The organism is Terribacillus saccharophilus (assembly GCF_002272075.1).
GTDB classification, from domain to species: Bacteria; Bacillota; Bacilli; order Bacillales; family Amphibacillaceae; genus Terribacillus; species Terribacillus saccharophilus_A.
On record NZ_NPBJ01000016.1, the window covers coordinates 70,237 to 89,733 of the forward strand.

At 44.0% G+C, this 19,497-nt stretch carries 15 protein-coding genes; 4 read left to right on the forward strand and 11 right to left on the reverse strand.

Features of this window, described 5'->3' with window-relative positions:
• Positions 1-23: 23 nt before the first annotated feature.
• The 6 genes from CHH48_RS08630 to CHH48_RS08655 form a co-directional block, all read right to left on the reverse strand.
• Positions 24-1,679, reverse strand: a complete 1,656-nt coding sequence (locus CHH48_RS08630) for an SLC13 family permease (RefSeq protein ID WP_095218740.1) — start codon at positions 1,677-1,679, stop codon at positions 24-26.
• A 141-nt stretch (positions 1,680-1,820) separates the two neighbouring features.
• Positions 1,821-3,074 carry a metal-dependent hydrolase family protein gene (locus CHH48_RS08635; protein ID WP_095218741.1) on the reverse strand — a complete coding sequence of 418 codons (1,254 nt, stop codon included), beginning with the start codon at positions 3,072-3,074 and terminating at the stop codon, positions 1,821-1,823.
• 12 nt (positions 3,075-3,086) lie between these two features.
• Positions 3,087-4,265 (reverse strand): hypothetical protein, encoded by a 1,179-nt coding sequence (locus CHH48_RS08640; protein ID WP_095218742.1) that lies wholly within the window; start codon positions 4,263-4,265, stop codon positions 3,087-3,089.
• Positions 4,266-4,277: 12 nt separating this feature from the next.
• Entirely contained in the window at positions 4,278-5,459 is a 1,182-nt protein-coding gene (locus CHH48_RS08645) for a M20 metallopeptidase family protein (RefSeq protein WP_095218743.1), read from the reverse strand.
• Positions 5,460-5,640: 181 nt separating this feature from the next.
• Complete coding sequence (gene uppS, locus CHH48_RS08650) at positions 5,641-6,297, reverse strand: polyprenyl diphosphate synthase (RefSeq protein WP_175074226.1); 657 nt, start codon at positions 6,295-6,297, stop codon at positions 5,641-5,643.
• Between the two features lie 76 nt (positions 6,298-6,373).
• Complete coding sequence (locus CHH48_RS08655) at positions 6,374-7,552, reverse strand: M20 metallopeptidase family protein (protein WP_245840348.1); 1,179 nt, start codon at positions 7,550-7,552, stop codon at positions 6,374-6,376.
• 316 nt (positions 7,553-7,868) lie between these two features.
• Between CHH48_RS08655 and CHH48_RS08660 the strand changes: the two genes are divergently transcribed.
• Positions 7,869-11,405: an alpha-L-rhamnosidase gene (locus CHH48_RS08660; protein ID WP_095218745.1), complete on the forward strand. Its 3,537-nt coding sequence runs from the start codon at positions 7,869-7,871 to the stop codon at positions 11,403-11,405.
• Between the two features lie 34 nt (positions 11,406-11,439).
• Here CHH48_RS08660 and CHH48_RS08665 read toward each other — a convergent pair whose 3' ends face one another.
• From CHH48_RS08665 to CHH48_RS08680, 4 genes are all read right to left on the reverse strand, one after another.
• Positions 11,440-12,516, reverse strand: coding sequence for a M50 family metallopeptidase (locus CHH48_RS08665; RefSeq protein WP_095218746.1), 1,077 nt, complete (start codon positions 12,514-12,516; stop codon positions 11,440-11,442).
• Positions 12,516-13,046, reverse strand: a complete 531-nt coding sequence (locus tag CHH48_RS08670; RefSeq protein ID WP_095218747.1) for a DUF2812 domain-containing protein — start codon at positions 13,044-13,046, stop codon at positions 12,516-12,518. The genes CHH48_RS08665 and CHH48_RS08670 overlap by 1 nt, the downstream gene beginning before the upstream one ends.
• A complete protein-coding gene (locus CHH48_RS08675) occupies positions 13,043-13,378 on the reverse strand; it encodes a PadR family transcriptional regulator (protein ID WP_095218748.1) in 336 nt (111 codons plus the stop codon). The genes CHH48_RS08670 and CHH48_RS08675 overlap by 4 nt, the downstream gene beginning before the upstream one ends.
• Before the next feature lie 131 nt (positions 13,379-13,509).
• Complete coding sequence (locus CHH48_RS08680; RefSeq protein WP_095218749.1) at positions 13,510-14,412, reverse strand: RluA family pseudouridine synthase; 903 nt, start codon at positions 14,410-14,412, stop codon at positions 13,510-13,512.
• Positions 14,413-14,591: 179 nt separating this feature from the next.
• Here CHH48_RS08680 and CHH48_RS08685 point away from each other — a divergent pair, with 179 nt between their 5' ends.
• Entirely contained in the window at positions 14,592-15,542 is a 951-nt protein-coding gene (locus CHH48_RS08685) for a LysR family transcriptional regulator (RefSeq protein ID WP_095218750.1), read from the forward strand.
• Here CHH48_RS08685 and CHH48_RS08690 read toward each other — a convergent pair.
• Positions 15,531-16,718: a GGDEF domain-containing protein gene (locus CHH48_RS08690; protein WP_095218751.1), complete on the reverse strand. Its 1,188-nt coding sequence runs from the start codon at positions 16,716-16,718 to the stop codon at positions 15,531-15,533. The two genes, CHH48_RS08685 and CHH48_RS08690, sit on opposite strands and share 12 nt — an antisense overlap.
• 158 nt (positions 16,719-16,876) lie before the next feature.
• Between CHH48_RS08690 and CHH48_RS08695 the strand changes: the two genes are divergently transcribed.
• Positions 16,877-18,091 carry a hypothetical protein gene (locus CHH48_RS08695; RefSeq protein ID WP_095218752.1) on the forward strand — a complete coding sequence of 405 codons (1,215 nt, stop codon included), beginning with the start codon at positions 16,877-16,879 and terminating at the stop codon, positions 18,089-18,091.
• A gap of 18 nt (positions 18,092-18,109) precedes the next feature.
• Positions 18,110-19,462, forward strand: coding sequence for a M20/M25/M40 family metallo-hydrolase (locus CHH48_RS08700; protein WP_095218753.1), 1,353 nt, complete (start codon positions 18,110-18,112; stop codon positions 19,460-19,462).
• The last annotated feature ends 35 nt before the right edge of the window (positions 19,463-19,497 follow it).

Genomic DNA, 19,497 nt, shown 5'->3' on the forward strand with positions numbered 1-19,497 from the left:
CCAATGGCAGACTCCCATCAAAATCATTTCCACGATTCAGGGTAAACGTTCAATTCAAGGCCCCATAGAGGACCGACAAGCGCAAAGACTCCAAGTATCACTAGTATCAGGGTGAAGATGTTTAGCACAAAACCTGTCCTGACCATTTCTGCTATTGTAATTTTACCAGATGCAAATATGATAGCATTCGGCGGTGTTCCGACCGGCAGCATGAAGGCACAGTTAGCAGCCATTGCTGCAGGAACCATGATAGCATACGGATGAACGTCCAAAGCCAAAGCCAATGAAGCCATTACAGGCAAGATCATAGTGGCAGTTGCTGTATTGGATGTAATCTCAGTCAAGAACAATACTAGTGTCGTCGAAATAATGATAATCACAAATATATTAAGTCCTTCCAAGACTGTGAGCTGATCGCCCATCCATTGGGAAAGCCCGGAGCTAGTGAAGCCAGCTGCGATTGCCAATCCTCCTCCGAAAAGAAGCAGAACCCCCCACGGCAGCTCTTTCGAAACGTCCCAATCAAGAATTCTTTGCCCTTTTTTATTCATACTGGGAATTAAGAATAATATTACACCTGCTAAGACTGCAATTGTCGTATCACTGATACCCGGAATAGCGATAATCTCCAAGAGAGCATCCTCTTGCCAAAGAAAAGTACGGCTTACCCACATGAAAGCTGCGAAAGTGAATACAGCTAGTACAGCCTTTTCCTCGAAGGACATTTTACCGAGATCTCGTTTTTCCTTTAGGATTAGATCCTTACCGCCTGGCAGTTCCTTCATTTTTATTCGGAAAACCACTCTTGTAAGGTAGATCCATGCCGAAAATAGAAGAATGATAACAATCGGTACTGCAATCAGCATCCAGCCTCCGAAGGAAATTTCTACCCCGAACAAACTGCTTGCCATCGCTGCCAGGATAATATTCGGAGGTGTCCCGATCAGCGTACCAAGGCCGCCAATCGTACCCGCATATCCAATCGCGAAGACAAGGGATTTTTCGAATTTCTTATTGTCTTCCCTAATATTCTGTTTACTGGATTTGGCAGCTTGACTAGCTTGGTAGATAATAGCTGTCCCAATTGGAAGCATCATCATGACAGCTGCTGTATTAGATACCCACATGGAGAGGAAACCAGTCGCAATCATGAATCCAAGTACAATACGTGACGTACTCGTTCCGACAACACTGATGATATTTAATGCAATCCGTTTATGCAAATTCCATTTCTCCATTGCCATAGCAATCAAGAAGCCGCCAAGGAAAAGGAATACAATCGGATCTCCGTAACTTGAAGCAGCAGTGTCTCCATCAAGACCTTGTGTTATTGGCAGGAGAATAAGCGGCAGTAAAGAAGTGGCAGGTATCGGAATGGCTTCCGTGATCCACCATGTCGCTACCCACAATGTTGTAGCCAACACCATACGTCCTTCATAGCTCAATCCTTCGGGGTAATAAAACAAAATAACAGAGAAAAACAATAGAGGACCTAAAAACAATCCAACTAACTGAGGGAGTTTGTACGGTCGAGGTGCTTTACCAGAAGTTCCTGTTGTTTCAGAGGGCTGCTTTGAAGCTGCACTCCTTGAGGTTGGTACTGCGAACAGCAACAGTCGCTTGGTTCTGTCATGTGCATTCCATAATCCATTCCATACCGACAGCATACTAGATTTCATCCAATCGCCTCCTTTTTGTTAAGCGCTTACATAATGATGTAAGCAAATAAAAAAAAATACATGTTAAGCCTATTCGACTCAAGGTTGTTCTGTCAAATATTTGTACACAAAAACAGCGGGCGTTTGCCCGCTGTTTTGCTGCTAGCTTGGAATGCCTGCATGGATGGAAAGCTGCTTCTTCAGCTCTCCGCCCTGCATGACTGTCTTTATATTATTCGTATCAGCCATGGAAGCGATATTTTCCAAAGGATTGTCCTGAACGATCACCAAGTCTGCTAGCTTTCCTTCGGCTATTGTTCCAATTCTCTCTTCCCAGCCCAAGCATTCAGCAGCTATTTTAGTAGATGCAAGAATCGCCTCCATCGGACTCATGCCGATATCACACATCAGTGCCAGCTCACGCAGATTCGTGCCATGTGCCATTACACCTGCATCGGTACCCATTGCAATTTTGACACCGGCCTCATATGCTCTCGCTACGCTCTGCTGATGAATTTCCATTACTTCTTTCGCTTTATCAACTGCATACGCAGGCATGCTCTCATTCGCTTCACTTGCTTCCACGACACTGACAGGGGCAAGCAGCGTTGGAACAAGGTACGTACCATGCTCCAGCATAAGCTCGATTGCCTCGTCATCAAGGAAGATACCATGCTCGATAGAATGGATGCCAGCCCGGACCGCTTGCTTCACACCTTCTGCTCCTTGGGCGTGCGCCATCACTTTACGCCCTTTCCGATAAGCGGCTTCCTCTACAATGATGCGCAGCTCTTCCATAGAGAATTGGGTGAATTCTGGATGATCTGTCGGACTCATGACACCTCCGGTCGCATGTACTTTAATGATATCCGCACCTGCCCGCAGCATCTCCCGGACTTTCTGGCGTACCTGCTCCGGACCGTCGCAAATTCCAGATGGAAAGCCTGGATAAGCTTTATTAGTCAGATCCATATCGGATACCATCCAATTGTCACCGTGGCCTCCTGTGATCGTCAGTGGATTGACACTGATTTGCATACGCGGTCCGCTAATTAGGCCATTTTCGATAGCCTGCTTTACGCCTAGGTCAGCATAACCAGCATCTCTTACTGTTGTGATACCAGCATCAAGTGTTCGCTTCATGTACGCTAACGCTTCATAGAAACGCATGGAGAAAGGGGTGATAAGTGATTCTCGTACGTCCTTAATCTCCATCATCATATGCACATGCGTATCGATCAAACCTGGCAGGATGTAGCCACCTTGCGCGTCGATTACTTCTTTGGCATCGATACCTACGAAATCAGTAGCAGGTCCAATTGCAGTAATACGATCTCCCTTGATTGCAATGACAGCATCCTCTATCACCTTTCCAGTTCCATCAATTACGACACCATTGCGAATAAGCTTGTCCATTTTTCTGCCTCCTTAAAGTGTTTGTACTAAAATACTAGCTATGACTACTGACCCGATGGAGACAGAAGCAAATCCACCCATCAGCATCGGCGGCAGCAGCTGATTCAAAATCATCGCTTCTTCTTCCTTGTTTCTGCCGACACTCCTACTTACTTCCTGAGTAATTAAGTAATCACCTGGGAATCCATACATCGCAGTCAGTACAACTGGAACTCCTTTGTTGTAATCCCACTTGAACAACTTGGAACCTAGAAACCCACCTAACAGCAAACCGAAAGTACCAATGATGAGAATGGCAGAAACAGCCGGCAATACAGCCAGAATATCGGCTACAGTCACATCAACGAGTGATTCCATCACGACAAAGATCAGTCCGACCATAGCGATACTGAAACCGTTGGAGCGTTCCAAAGCCTTATCTGGGAAGAAACCGATGGCTGAACCAATAATCCCGATTGCTAGACCGAATAAGCTGTAACTAATACTTGTAAGCTCACCCAGCCAGACAGCCAATGCCGACCCGATGAAAATTAAGAATAAGACAAAGAAATGACTTTCCATGAGTTTTTCGGGAAAGAGGCTTTTTCGCTTTTCAGGAGCTGTTTCATCATCTGTCTCTTCTTCTATTGTTGCTGCTACAAAAGCTTTGTTTTCGTCCATGTCTTTTAGAAGCTTCAAGCCGTGGCGGCGAAGCATCCAAGAGCTGATCGGCATGCCGATCAGTTGCTGCAGCGAAAGAATGATGGCAGGAATCGCAATCAATGCTGTCAACCCCTGGGCCTGCAAACCTTCGGCTGTAACAAGATAGGCAATGATACCGCCAGTTAGCGGCCCTGCACCAGCGACGGCTGTTTCATAATCGAAAAAGATTGGCACTGCAACAAGCATCAGACCACAGGAGATAGTGATTCCGATTAAGGTGATAATGACAGCTTTATATTGCTGCTTCATTACCTTCAAAGGAATCAGCGTCCCCATATGTACAAGAATGGCCGGCTGCAATACGGCTCCTACTACTGTAAAAGTAGAAGCTGCCAGAATATCTTTCGGCAATACGCCGGTCTGTAATAAGGTAAAGAATACGACCACCACAACAAGCAAGGTCGGAATCTTTGCCCGGGATATAATTGAAAAAACTTCCCCTAGAGCGATGATAGCTAATATGATCAGTGTCGCTGTAACAGCACTCATGTTAGTTTCCTCCTATTCCAGCACCAAGTCTTCAGCAATAGCAAGGAACATGTTCGCCCCATCCGCCAACGCTGCTTCGTCGATAAGGAATTTTGGATGATGATGTGGAGCTGGTGTCTGATTATCCGGAGAACAAGCGCCTACGAACACGAAACAGCCAGGAACAACGTTTGAAAAAGCTGAGAAATCTTCGCCTCCCATGATTGCTTCTCCTTCTACATACGCTCCTTCACCAAGTTTGCGGCGGATAGCGCCAACAGCAATAGCAGTAGCTTCCGTATCATTCACAACGGAGTCATAGCCATACGTATAGTTCAGTTCATACTGACAGCCATTCGCTTCGGAAACACCTTTAATGATCTGCTCAATCGCCTCAACTGCCCGTTTTCGGACATCCTGACTGAAGGAGCGAACGGACGCGCCAATTTTCACTTGCTCCGGAATGACATTGACAGCATCTCCTGCTTGTAATGTCGTGACTGACACAACCAATTCATCCTTCGGACTTGTGATACGCGAAACGACAGTCTGCAGGCTCGTGATAATCTGTGCGCTGGTTACAACCGGATCTATTGTGTTTTCTGGCTGAGATGAATGACCGCCTTTTCCTTTAATTGTGACGTGGAACATGTCCGAATTGGAAGTAGCCGCTCCCGGTGTAATCGTCAACTGACCTAATGGAGTAAGAGAGGAAAGATGCAAACCGAACACATAATCCACGCCTTCTGTCACCCCAGCTGCAACCATCTCTCTGGCGCCTCCTGGTAACTGCTCTTCTGCATGCTGGAAGTAGAAACGAATCTCGCCATGGACTTTCTCCTGTTTTGCACTCAATGCTTTCGCGACACCAAGCAAGATGGCAGTATGACCATCATGTCCGCAAGCATGCATGATACCATCGTTTTCGGAAGCATATGGAAGACCGGTTTCTTCTTGTATCGGCAAGGCGTCCATATCAGCTCGGAAGCCGATTGTCTTACCAGGATACGCACCCTTCAGTACTGCCAATACACTCGTTTCTGTAGGTCTTGTCACTTCCAGATTAGGAAATGTGCTTAATGTTTCATAAATAAAGGCTGATGTCTTATACTCTTGAAAAGACAGCTCTGGATACTGATGCAAATACCTTCTCCAGTTGACTATCTCTTCTACCTGTTCATTGGACAATTCAATTTCGGTCTGTTTTGTTAGCATAAGATCTCTCCTCCAATAATTAAATAGTAAAATATTTCAGAAAATTTATATGCTAACTATCATAGCACTCCTGCGTTTTGCTTAAAAGACCTAAGATGAATATCAATTCAATAATTCTAATAAAAACACAGTTTTTAACTAGCTATAAAATGTTTTTATGTCAGAAACAGGTTACAAAAGGTCAATGCGCTTCAATAGCAGCAGACAGCATGGCTCCCTCAAAGTCAGGCCAATATGCCTTTATAAAAACTAGTCTAGCATTAGCTGCCTGCATTAATAGAAAATTACTAAGTCGCTGTTCTCCGCTTGTACGAATCAGCACATCCACATCAGGCATCCCCTTTGTCCAGAAAAACTGCTGCAGTTCTTCATAATCCTGTATTCCTTGTCTATTTGATTGCATCATTTCCTTTATTCCGTAGATGATCTCATCCTTGCTTCCGTAGTTCAACGCAATGCGAAGGATTAGTTTCTCATTATATATAGTTTCCTGCATCGTACGTTCGACTACATCCAACGTCTTCTTCGGCAATACCTGCAGATTTCCAAAGAACTCCACCCTTACCCCAGCTTTATTCAGAGCTTTAATTTCAGTTTTATAAAAGATACTAGGCAGCTGCATGATATAATCCACTTCCTGCTTTGGCCTCTTCCAGTTTTCCGACGAAAAAGCATACAGTGTCAGATTTGATATACCCAGCTGGACAGCAGCTTCTACAGTTCGCCTTACCGCAAGCATACCTGCATAATGCCCGGCACTGCGTGGTTTCCCTTTCTCTGTAGCCCATCTTCCATTCCCATCCATCATAATTGCTACATGGTTCCGTGCCTTGTTCATATCCATCCCTCCTGCATCGAAGCTTACGAGAAAATACAATAAATGTAAACAAAAAGAGGAGTCCAATGGCTCCTCTTTAGAAAACAAGTTCCTCTGCAATGCCTAGAAAGAATTGCACACCATCCTGCATTGCTTCTTCCTCAATTCGAAATTGCGGATGATGATGAGGTGCAGGAGATGGATTTCCCTCTTCCTTAGCACCAACAAAAACAAAGCATCCAGGAACGGCATTAGCAAAGGCAGCAAAGTCCTCGCCTCCCATGATTGCACTGCCATGAAGTACTGCTTCCTCTCCAAGCTTTCGCTTGAGTGCACGTTCTGCAATTGCAGTAGCTTCCTTTTCATTGATGACAGAATCATATCCATACGTAACTTCCAGCTCATATGCAGCATCATTTGCTTCCGTTATACCTTTCACCATTCGCTCAATAGCCGTTATCGCATTCTTCCGCACATCTTGCTTGAGCGAACGCAGTGATGCTCCTATATGCACTTCATTCGGAATAACATTTACTGCATCTCCAGCTTGCAAAGTGGTGATAGAAACAACTAACTCTTCATTTGGACTAGTCATACGTGAGACAACTGATTGCAAATTAGTGATGATCTGCCCACTGATAACAATTGGATCTACCGTCTTATCCGGCTGCGAAGAATGCCCGCCTCTTCCCTTTACAGTCAAATGGAACTGATCGGAATTTGACGTGGCTGGTCCATAAATGACACCAACCTTACCTCGCGGCAATTGAGAAGCAACATGCAGCCCAAACACCATATCCACTCCATCGGTAACGCCGGCTTCTACCATTTCCTTCGCACCGCCAGGAAACAGCTCTTCTGCGTGCTGGAAGAAGAAGCGGATTTCTCCTCTTACGTCTTGTTGCTTGCTGCTAAGTATTTCTGCTGCTGTAAGTAAGATGCTAGTATGCGCATCATGACCGCATGCGTGCATCACACCATCCACCTTGGAAGCGAAAGGCAGGTTCGTTTCTTCCTGTATCGGCAGGGCATCCATGTCTGCGCGGAAGCCAATTACTTTACCAGGTTTTGCTCCCTTCAGCTTAGCCATGACACTTGTCTTTGTTGGTCTGCTTAGTTCCAGATTCCCAAACCCAGCCAATGTATCGTAAACGAACTGTGATGTGTGCTCTTCCTGAAAAGAAAGCTCCGGGTTCTCATGCAAGTGTCTTCTCCATTCCAATAGATGTTGTTTGTGTACGTCAGTTGCATCTAATATAACTTTATTTAATTCCACAATTATCCCTCCATACTCTGTCTTTCAAATACTTTATATAAATGAATTATTCAATTGTATGAATTATGATGGAATGCTACAAGAGACAAAGGATCGAGTACTGACGCCTAGGTTTTTTTCCATTAATTTCTTTATAACACCTTATGATTCTCCCCCATAACTAAGAAATGTCCCCTCTAAAAATGAGCTAGGATACAGTAGAATCTAAGTATGTAAGCGTTAACAATAAATGTGCTACAGTCGGAGTTGTCTCCCCTCGTGCACGGAAAGGAGTGCCTTACAGTATTATCATCAACCACTATAAAGGAGGAATCGTATGCAGACCCGGGTTTATCGTCGTGTTGTGTTGGTTACCTCACTGCTCCTAGTCCTAACCTCGTTTCTACCCTTTGTTTCCAGTCCTGTAGATGCCAAGAAACAGAAAGTCGAAGTTATTAATCTTTTAACAGATTTCAGTTCAACACCGCTTGGTTTGGACAATCCAAACCCTACCTTCAGCTGGCAAATGAAAGCTGATCATCAAGGGGCAAAACAAAAAGCCTATCAGATTGTAGTGAAGGATCCAGAAGGAAAAACGTTTTGGAATACAAAGAAACAGCATTCTGATAAGTCTGTCGCCCTCCAATATGATGGAAAAGAACTAAAACCTGCTACTCGTTATGAATGGTCAGTGTCCGTGTGGAACGAAAACGGTAAGAAGTCAACAGCAGACAGCTGGTTTGAAACAGGACTATTGAATACAGATATTTCTGCTTGGGACGGCGCTGAATGGATCGGTACCGAAGCAGAAGATATGGTGCTCCAAGCGCACTATTTCAATGTGTATAAAGTACATTACAGCTTACAGCTGGATAAGAAGACAAATACTGAAAAAGCCAGCTTCATCCTCGGTGCCAATGATCCGAGACTGATGGATAAAAATAAAAATATGTACAATCTCGAAAATGATGTGAATGATAGCTATGTAGAATTCGAGCTGGATGTTTCAGATGTAAAGAAAAATTCCGGAAATGCTAAGCTGCTCATATACCGTGCAGGTTATGAACCAAAAGATGATCCAGATAAAGCCATTACAGAACTCGTCATCTCTCGGGATATAATTAATCAAACAAATAAGTATCAAAACCACGACATATCCATTTGGGGAAATTCAGGTGTCTTCCATCTATTCATAGATGGGGAAAACAGAATCACTCCTGCGAATGGCTTTAATGTGAACCCTGTCGGCTCAGGCGGTAATTATATCGCTTTTCCTATGCTGTCTGAAATTGGATTTTCAGTTGATAAAAAGCAGCAGGCAAGTTTCACTAATCTGAGCGTAACGAACTACCGCAAACCATCCAATATTCTCTTTGAAGAAAATACAGAAGCGAAGAATTATAAAGGTATCTTTGCCAAATCAAAAGGAGTAACTGTTAAATCTGGTGCATACAACGTTTCTGGCGGCAGCAAAGGCGTCTTTGCTGTTGCAGACCCTAGTGAGCATTCTACTCCGCTGCTAAGAACCGAATTCAAAACAGATAAAAAGAAAATCCAAGATGCCAGACTATATGCAACAGCTCGTGGAATATATGAACTCTATCTGAACGGAGAACGCGTCGGGGAAGATTACTTCAATCCAGGTCTAACTCAATACAACAAGACACAAATGTACCAAACTTATGATGTGACAGATCAGCTTAAGTCTGGTAAAGACAATGCGTTCGGAGCCATGCTGGGAGAGGGATGGTGGAGCGGCGCGAGCACCTTCACGACGGATAACTGGAACTATTTCGGCGATCGTAATTCCCTTTTGGCAAAGCTCGTCATCACCTATGAAGACGGTACGACCGACACTATCACGACGAACCCTGACTGGGAGTACACGACAGACGGTCCGCTAGTTTACGGCAGCTTCTTTCAAGGTGAAGTGTATGATGCAAATAAGGAAATGAAGAATTGGAGTAAGGCAAGCTTCAAGCCTAAGGATTGGAAACAGGCTGTCGAAGTGCCGTTAGATGAAACGACAACCGCAGGAAATCTGGATTACAGTGATATGCAGATTACAGGTCAAGTCGGAGAAAACGCTCAGATTGTCGAGACATTGACAGCAAAAAGCATGGAAGAAGTTCGGCCAGGCGTGTATGTCTATGATATGGGGCAAAACATGGTTGGGGTGCCGCAAGTCAAGCTGAAGAAACAGAACGCTGATGAAGAGATCACCCTTCGCTATGCTGAAATGCTTTATCCAGACAATGAAGACTCTGGTGAGAATACTGGTATGCTCATGCAGGAAAATCTGCGTGCTGCTTTGGTTCAAGATACGTATGTAACGAAAAAAGGTAATCAGACGATACAGCCTCGTTTCACTTTTCATGGTTATCGCTATATCGAGATTACCGGTGTAGAAAAAGCACCTGCTCTCAAGGATGTGAAAGGATTGGTGATCAGCTCCATTCATGATATTGATTCGAGCTACGAGACCTCCAATTCAACTGTAAATAAGCTATGGGAAAACATTACATGGAGCATGCGAGGTAACTTCCTCTCTATCCCGACTGACACTCCGGCTCGTAATGAACGAATGGGTTGGAATGGCGATATTTCCGTCTTCTCGGAAACTGCCACCTATATGGATAACGTGAACCAGTTCCTGCGCAGACATAATCTAGCTAACCGTGATCTGCAGCGTGCTGACGGACGCTATTCAGACGTTACGCCAATTGGACCTGGCTTTGGCGGTATCCTGTGGGGAAGCGCCGGACTAACTGTACCATGGCATGCTTACCAGCAATATGGAGACGAAACTGTCCTCCAGGAACACTATGCTAGCATGAAGCAATATGTCGATTACTTGGATACAAAAGTGAATTCTACAACAGGACTGATAAATGAAGGACCTTTAGGAGACTGGCTGAGCCCTGAAAACAGTAAGACAGAAAATGTTTTCCTATGGGCAGCGTATCATGTGTATGATTTGGAACTCATGGCCAAGACAGCAGAGATTCTCGGTAATGATGACGATGCAGCATATTACTGGAAACGTTATGAAGAACGTAAGCAATTCTTCAATGAAAAGTTCATCGATCCGGAAACGAAAAAAACATTGAAATCCGATGGTACTGTTTCTGATAGTCAAGCTTCTTATAGCGTACCTTTGGCTCTTAACGTATTAAATGAAACCAATGCAGCTGCTGCAGCTGATCATCTAGTAGCTGCGGTTCAGAGGAAGAATACGGATGACTTAGGTAAGGAGCGTCCAGAGTACTCTCTAATGACAGGATTCATTGGAACAGCAGCAATCAGCCAAGCACTTTCTGACCATGGTCACGATGACATCGCTTATCGCCTGCTCCAGCAGACCTCCTATCCATCCTGGTTGTATTCGGTGGAGAATGGTGCAACAACAATTTGGGAGCGCCTTAACTCATATACAGAAGAAGACGGTTTTGGCGGCAATAACAGCATGAATTCCTTCAACCACTATTCGTTCGGTGCCGTTGGAGCATGGATGTATAAAGAATCATTAGGAATCAAACGAGATCCAGATCACCCAGGCTTCAAGCACTTCCTGCTCGAGCCGACGCCGGATCCGGATCAGGTAATGACATGGGCAAAGGGACATGTCAATTCCATGTATGGCCGTATTGAAAGCAGCTGGAAAGTGGAAGATCAAACCTTCAGTTACGAGGCTGTCATTCCATCTAATACGACAGCAACAATTACAATCCCAGCAAAAGATACGAAATCGGTTCGAATTAATGGAAAACCTATTCATAAAGCAGCTGGCGTCACCTTCAAAGAACATAAAAACGGAGAGATTTCCTTCGAAGCAGAATCAGGCAGCTATACATTCGAATCCATTTTGCCATAACTACCGGAGGGCCCCCGACTGGGAGCCTTCTTTTTTATGCTATCGTCTTAGCTGATGTACGAATGCGAGCAGCGAGCATTCTCGTCCACTCACGCTCTAATACTCCGAATCCATTCAATTTTTCATAAGGAGCAAAAGCTTCTTTGCTATACATCAATGCTTTGTCTCCATCCTGCCTGGACCAAGCCACCATCGCTTGCATCCGACTATAAGTGCCATCACTTAAACTTGAGACCCCTGCCGCATATTCGCTTAGTTTCTGATTATCCAATGTGCCGCATAAGGCATCTGCCAGCATGCGCCATTCCAGGAATGGACCATAATAAATAGCAGACTTCTTATCTGGTTTTATCCGGAAATGATTGATTTGCCGATCAATTGCCGGCATAATTCCATCCCTATCCGCTTCCACGTAAAAGACAAACATTGCTTCAATAAATACTTCCTTTACATCAGTTGCTCTATCCATTTTCTCCTGACATGCTTTGTACATACTGGACGACCACTGTAAAGGACGCTTCGCTCCGTACATTTCGCCAGTTAAAAGAGCAGACTGAATCTTACTTTTTGCTTCATTGGTACGTTTAATCAAATGAAAGAAAGCAGTTCCGTCAGTCTGAAATTGTCCATTTGGCAGCGGCAGGATCGTAGCAAACAGGATCACTCCATGAAACATACTGCATATGGCGAAAAATTCTATTCCACTCGTGTACCAGACTGCCAGCATCAGCAACCCTAAAGCAAGGCTTGTGAGAGGCCCGCTCATCGTCATGACAGCTAAATCCTTCCGAAGCCTGTCTTCGGACCTTCCTTCTGCAGGATGCATCAAGGCAACTCCGCCGATGAGTCCCCAGTTGCGGTTTTCTCTTATTCTAATCCCTTTTCTCCCCTTCTCGATATGAAAAGGACCAGCTACAAAATAACCAAATTGCATTCCCATGACTTTGCCGCCAATGACATGGCCTGCCTCATGCAGTGTGATTGCCAGCAGACCTGCCACACCGAATATGGAAAATAAACTGACTATCGGTTGCAAATTGGGCAGTAAGAAATAGACACCCACCAGAAAAAGCACTAGTATCGCGAATCCGAATAAAGGTCTTCTTTGCATTAGTCCTCTCCCTTTCGTATCAGCTTGAGCGAACGATAATAAAATGTTGCTGTCATCCAAATACTCAAGACAGCAAGAATGAATAACAGTAAACAAACAATCGCTGCAATCCAGCTATCTGTCACGTAGTAAATCCAAAAGCTGATTAAAGTCAGAACAGTACTCACTAAAGCTAGCTTCGGTATAAAGGAAGCTGAACGCTTCAGTTTATCCTGCTTCGTATCTACATCCGTATAGATCGGAGCTGCATCGATAGGAGCCTCAAATATATACATCCCATAAGAACCACACACAAATGTCCAGCCGGCATGCTCGAACATATCCAAATACTCTTGTTCCTCTGCTTCATCTATCGTGCGGTAATCGATCATGTATTGCACCTGCTTCGGCTCTCCCCGCACAAGCCTGTAACCCATAAACGCAAAATCCTGCAGATGCCAACCCTTGGCTGCCTGCTTGGCAAGCTTTTGCATATCCTTTTTTTCGGAAAAAGCCAGTCCGCCTGAAGACATATACTTCTTGTGTCTCATTGTCCCTTCCTCCCCCTCGTCTGTAATACAATTGTCGCAAGATCGACCATTCTGCTCCGTCTTTCGACTTCCTCTTCCAGTTTGGAAATGCCATAGTTAGTTGCAACATAGGTTTTCCGCCGTGGCTCGCTGTCAGGTTCAGCTTCTATTAAGCCAGAATCCAGCAATTTTTTAATAATGGTATACAGCGTTGCGGGTCCTATCTTAAATGTCCCTTCCGTTTCTTCTTCAACATATTGCATAATGGCATACCCATGTCTCGGTTCAACTAATGCGACAAGAATATAAAAAACCGGATCCGTCAGTTCATCCAGCGATTTTCCTTTTGCCATAGTCGTTCTCCTTTATATCCATATTTGATATATCACTTATGGATATAGTATTGTACATGGAAGCATGTGGCAATAGGTATAGATTTTTTTTATAGAAAAAAAAGCAGAGCATATCTGCTCTGCTTTACAAGTTATCTTGATTTAGATGTAAATAGCTTCGGAATATCCGATACAAACCTTAGTGGCATGCCATTGACAGGATGTTTGAAGTTCAGCTTGCGTGCATGCAGGCAAAGGCGTTTGATGGAACGATCTTCCGCTCCGTACTTTTTGTCCCCTGCAATCGGATGCCCGATGTCTTGCATGTGGACACGAATTTGGTTTTTTCGTCCTGTTTCCAAGCTGATTTCCATTAACGTAAAGTCCTTGTTCCCTTGAAGTACTTGGTAGTGCGTCACTGCCTTCAATCCGTCGTTCTCGTACTTACTGGAATACATCTTATGTGTACTGGTTTCCTTCAGCCAGGAGGTAATGGTTCCTTCTGATTTTGAAACATCGCCTTCAACGAGCGCAACATAAGCTCGTTCCTTCGTTGTTTGCCATGATTCCTGCATTATCTTTTTAATTTTCTCTGATCTAGCGAACACCATCACACCGGATGTATCGCGGTCAAGACGGTGGACGACAAATATCTTATTATCACTATGTTGCGCTTTTACATAATCAGATAGCTGTCTGTAAGCTGTATTCTCTTTTTCATTATTGGAAGCGATTGACAACAGTCCAGAAGCTTTCTCGATAACAATGAGGGTATCATCTTCATACATGATTGTAATGCCCTGCAGCGGTGCTGCTTCTGTTACCATATCTGTTCGGATGGTAACTTCCTGACCTGGTTGCAGTTTGTCATTAAATTGCGTGGAAACACGCCCATTAATAGAAACCTGACCACGGGCCAAGATAGATTTCACTGAATTACGGCTTTTGCCTACAACCTCCAACAGGAAAGGTAATAGTTCTGCTTCTTCTGTAACGTTATATACTTTCGGCTTCGCAGGCTGGAACCCACGAGAGCGTGGACGTTTATTTTTCATAATTAAATCCTTTCTATGCCATTCGTTATGGCGTCATTGGTGCATCCTTTCATCTTAATTGTTCTCGATTGGAAATACAAGCACTGCTCTTGAAGATAAAGGAATTTTATACAGTTTCCTATACATTTTGCCCAAAAAAATATAATATGAACAGTATAGAACAGCAGGAGTGAAGGATAATGAACATTGACGGATTGGAGTCGTTTCTTTCAGTTGTCTCCAATAAAAGTATATCCAAAGCATCAAAAGCCTTACATATTACACAGCCTACATTGAGTACACGAATTCGAAAACTGGAGGAAGAACTTGACTTCGTCTTATTGAAACGGAGCTGGGACGGAATCGAACTGACCGAAGAAGGTTATTTTTTCCTTCCCTATGCGATTGAGCTTCTCGGGGAACTGCAGGATGCATCGTTTGCACTTACTGGTGATAATAAAATAAGCTATCAGTTGCTGAGCAGTATTACAGCAGGCAAAGATGAATTGCGGATTGGAATCAACATTTGGCTTGCACCGGTATTCAACCACATTATCATCCCCTACATGCAGGAACACTTTCCGCACATTCCATTCAAGTTCATTACAAGACCGACTAATGTCTTGAAGAAGCTTTTGGAATATGGCAGCATCCAGTTTTCCATCCATTATGAAAACAAAGCAAAGACTCCGTTTCTCTGTGAGCCGCTGCTCCAGGACGAGTTAGTTTTCCTTTGTCATAAGGATGATGTTACAATTTTGGACGGCAAGCTCGCAAATTCAGTCAAACTCGATAAGAAATTGATTGTCTTCGAGCACGCAGCATTGACGAATAATTTGGATAAGATCAGCTCTCTTTTAAGGTTGGTACAGGCCAAAGATTATCAAATGGTCGATGATGTTCAGAACATGCTTGCTTTCGTGGAAGGCGGTCATGGATTTACAGTACTGCCGCGGTCAATTTTGTATCATATAAGTGAGCAGAGAATGTCCAATATCGTTATTCTGCCGATTGACGATTTGAATTATAGGGCTTCAGTAGCTCTTGAATACCGGGAAAATCCCCGATTCCAAGAGCCAATCAGCGGATTGACAGAAGAATTGAAACGATTCGTCCAGGTTATGTATAAGGAAAAAGAGCTAAGCGAATGATTCGCTTAGCTCTTCTCTTTTAATATAAGTATTCCGACCGGAACGTTTCGCTTCGTATAAAGCTTCGTCCGCTTGTCCGAGGAAATACGATAACTGTATACCTTTTGATATAGCAGCACTATATGCACCGATACTTACAGTCACCTTATCTGAGACCGGTGAAAATGCATGGTCAATACGGAGCTCCTGCACTGCCTGCCGGATTGATTCAGCCAGCTCGTCCAACTCTTCAGAAGACTGATCAAAAACAGCCAAAACGAATTCCTCTCCGCCATACCTTGCCCAGCCCGCTGTCGGAATCGCTGTAGTTTGATAGACACACTGCGCCACAAGACGAAGCACTTCATCTCCTCGCAAATGCCCGTAATGATCGTTATAGCTTTTAAAGGCATCGACATCGAGCAGGAATAAAGAGAGACGTCGTTTCGACTCATTAGCCAATGCAGAATGAATATAATCCTGGAAGCCCCTCCTATTCGGTACACCGGTCAGCTCATCCAGCATTGCTTGTTTCTTCAGTTGCTCGTTCATCACTTCATTTTGGGCAATCTGCGCTTCTAATTCTTCATTAATCTCTGTCAGTAAAAGCTTATTGAAAAAGTTTGCAGCGAACCCCTTATACAGCAGCTGTGACGCCAGCCAGCAAAAGAAAATGAATACTGTAAGGTTCGTATAATGACCTGACAGCATATTCGCTGATTGCTGGTAGAAAGGCAAACCGACATAAAGAAAAACAACGTTTGGAAGAGCAAACAACAGATAATGCTTACCATTTGCGAGAAACAATGTCGATACACACATATAATTAACCACAAATGCCATGACGTGGCCGTAATGCAGCTGATCCAACAGTGTAACCATCGTCCCCCAAGCCAGGAACAGAAATACAAAGAAATGAACCATAAACATTCTGTATCCGGTAGGTATCTTCTTTTTTCCCATTATGTATATACAAAGCAAGTAGATAGCTGCTGCACTGAACAATCCAAGATACAGCCCTACATATAAATCAATTCCTCCTGGAAGCTGCCTCACAATCAAGATAGCTTCAAAGAACAATATGATGATAGCGAACAGTTTCGTTCTTTTCCAATTCTCCTCTAAGACAACTTCCTTAAGCTTCTGCTTGTTTTCCTTAGGGACAGACGGCAGTGTAAAGGCATGTAATATACCCATCCTTCTCCTCGTTTCTCCATTGAATGAGCTTATTATACAGAAAACAAGACTTTTAGCCTAGCAGATTTTTCGCTTTAATTGATTAGTATGTTGACAATTTTCTGAATATAGTTTAGTTTTTATTAATATTCTTACATAGAAAATGGAGGAGGATGTACATGTGGAGTGAGATCAGTAGCAACCCTGTCATGATCACCCTTTTATTGATTGCTGTGTTAGGTTTAGGAGAACTCATCTCCATCTGGACGAAAGCACGCATTCCAATGCTGCTGGCAGCTTTGCTGCTATACGTTGGGCTCCTTTGGGCAGGAATCATCCCAAATGGACTAATGTCTGATTCAGTCATTACAGCTTTCGGATCCCTGATTGTTGCACCATTCATTGTCCACCTTGGTACACTTGTTCCGTTCTCCTTGATCAAAGGACAGCTGAAACCTATCTTGATCGCTTTGATTGGTTCCCTTACTGCAGTAGCACTAGTACTAGCAATTGTTCCGATATTCTTTGATTATGAGACTGCAGTAGCAGGTGCAGGTCCAGTCGTCGGCGGAATTGTAGCATATCTCGTTACGAGTGAAAAACTGACCGAGTTAGGATTATCCAGCCTTGTCATCATCCCAGCATTAGTACTAAGCATTCATAAGCTATTCGGCATCCCACTTGCTTCCTTCTTCTTAAAAAGGCATGCCCTTGTTGTGAAACAGCAAGTACAGGCCCGCCTGCACAGCGGTGCAGCTTTGGAAAAAGAGGAAGTTTCAGAAGAACGGCCAAATAAAGTAGTCAAAGCCCAGAACGAACGCAAATTACTTTTACCGGAAAAATATCAGACATCCCTTATTTTCATTCTTCAGCTTTATTTGGGCAGCGGTATCGCTGTTATCCTTGATGCTGTCACCGGCGTCAACTACACTATCTTCTGTTTAATCATCGGGGTAATTGGTGCCTATATCGGCTTCTATCCTGCCAAGACAATGGAAAAAGCAAACGCAACCGGAATTGCCATGATTGCTGTCATCTTCATCGTTATTTCTTCAATGGATGATGTGACACCAGCTGCTTTGGCCAGCTATATTCCAGAAATTCTATTGATATGTTTGCTTGGTACGGCAGGTGTAACAATAGGAGGATTGCTCGCTTCCAAGCTTCTCGGTGTCGGAAAGTATCTTGGTATGCCTGTTGCATTGACAGCACTTTTCGGTTTCCCTGCAGACTATATCCTTTGTGAGGAAATCAGCCGTGAAGTCGGAGAAACAGAAGAAGAAAGAGAAGCCATCATGAATGAGATTGTGACACCCATGCTTATGGGCGGTTTCACAACTGTGACGACTTGTTCAATCTTGATTGCCACAGTTCTGATTGGAACATTGAATTAAGAAATAAAGGAGAATTATATGAACTCATCTGCATTAAAGGATTATATACAAACAAATAAACAAGACTTCCTGGACCAGCTATTCACCTTGCTGCGCCAGCGAAGCATCAGTACGCAGAATGACGGAATTGAGGAATGCGCTGAACTATTGAAAGGAATGATGGAGGAACTCGGAATAGAGACAAAAATCATTCCGACGGCCGGTCATCCAGTCGTATATGGAGAATTGATCAAGGATCCGGAAGCTTTCACTTTACTTATCTATGGACACTACGATGTACAGCCTCCTGAGCCTTACGATGCGTGGGAATCTCCTCCATTCGAACCCCAAATCCGCAACGGCAAAATCTATGCCCGCGGTGTAGGCGATAACAAAGGTCAGCTGATGGCTCAGTTGTTCGGCGTCAAAAGCTACTTGAATACAGTGGGCGATCTGCCTATCAACATTAAATTCGTCTTCGAAGGTGAAGAAGAAAAAGGCAGTACAAATCTTGCAGCATTTGTGAAAGAGCATAAAGATCTGCTGCAAGCGGATCTTGTTTACACATCTGATGGCCCGTCTCATAACAGCTCTTCCCCACTCGTGCTGCTTGGTGTACGCGGAATGCTTTCCATTCAATTCGATAGCAAAGGAGCAGATCGGGATAACCATTCTGGCAACACTGGAAATATTGTTCCTAACCCTGCCTGGAAACTGATCGAGCTAATGCATACAATGCGAGACGCTGACGGTCATGTCAAAATAGAAGGCTTCTATGATAGCATCCGTCCGTTCACCGCTTATGAGGAGCAGCTGCTTACGAAGCTACCTTATGACAAGAAATCATTAGGTGAAAAGATCGGCTATCCGGACCTGTCCATGGATGGTCCTTCCTACTATCAGAAGATGACTGGTGAGCCTACCTTTAATATCTTTGGTATGGAAAGCGGCTATACAGGAGAAGGAACGAAAACGATCATCCCTTCCACTGCTCGTCTCAAAATGGATATTCGGCTCGTTGTGGATCAGGATCCAAACGATATCTTTGAAAAGATCCAAAAGCATGTTCAAGCCTATGCCCCTGACGTAGAGGTTACATACTTGGGCAGCATGCAGCCCTCACGCACAAGAGCGGAGCTGCCGATTGTTCAGAAAGTAATCAGCGCAGTCGAGAATGCTTACCAAACAGACCCGCTCATTCAGCCGAGTATGGGTGGCTCCCTTCCGGATTATGTGTGGACAGGTATACTAGGCTTGCCATCTATCATCGTTCCTTATGCGAATTTTGATCAGCATAACCATTCGCCGAACGAGAATCTTGATGTGGATTATTTCCTGAACGGCATCAATTGTACAGCTCATGTGATTCATACATTAGGGACTGCTAAATAATAATTTAACTGATGAGCCATGCCTATTCAGGCATG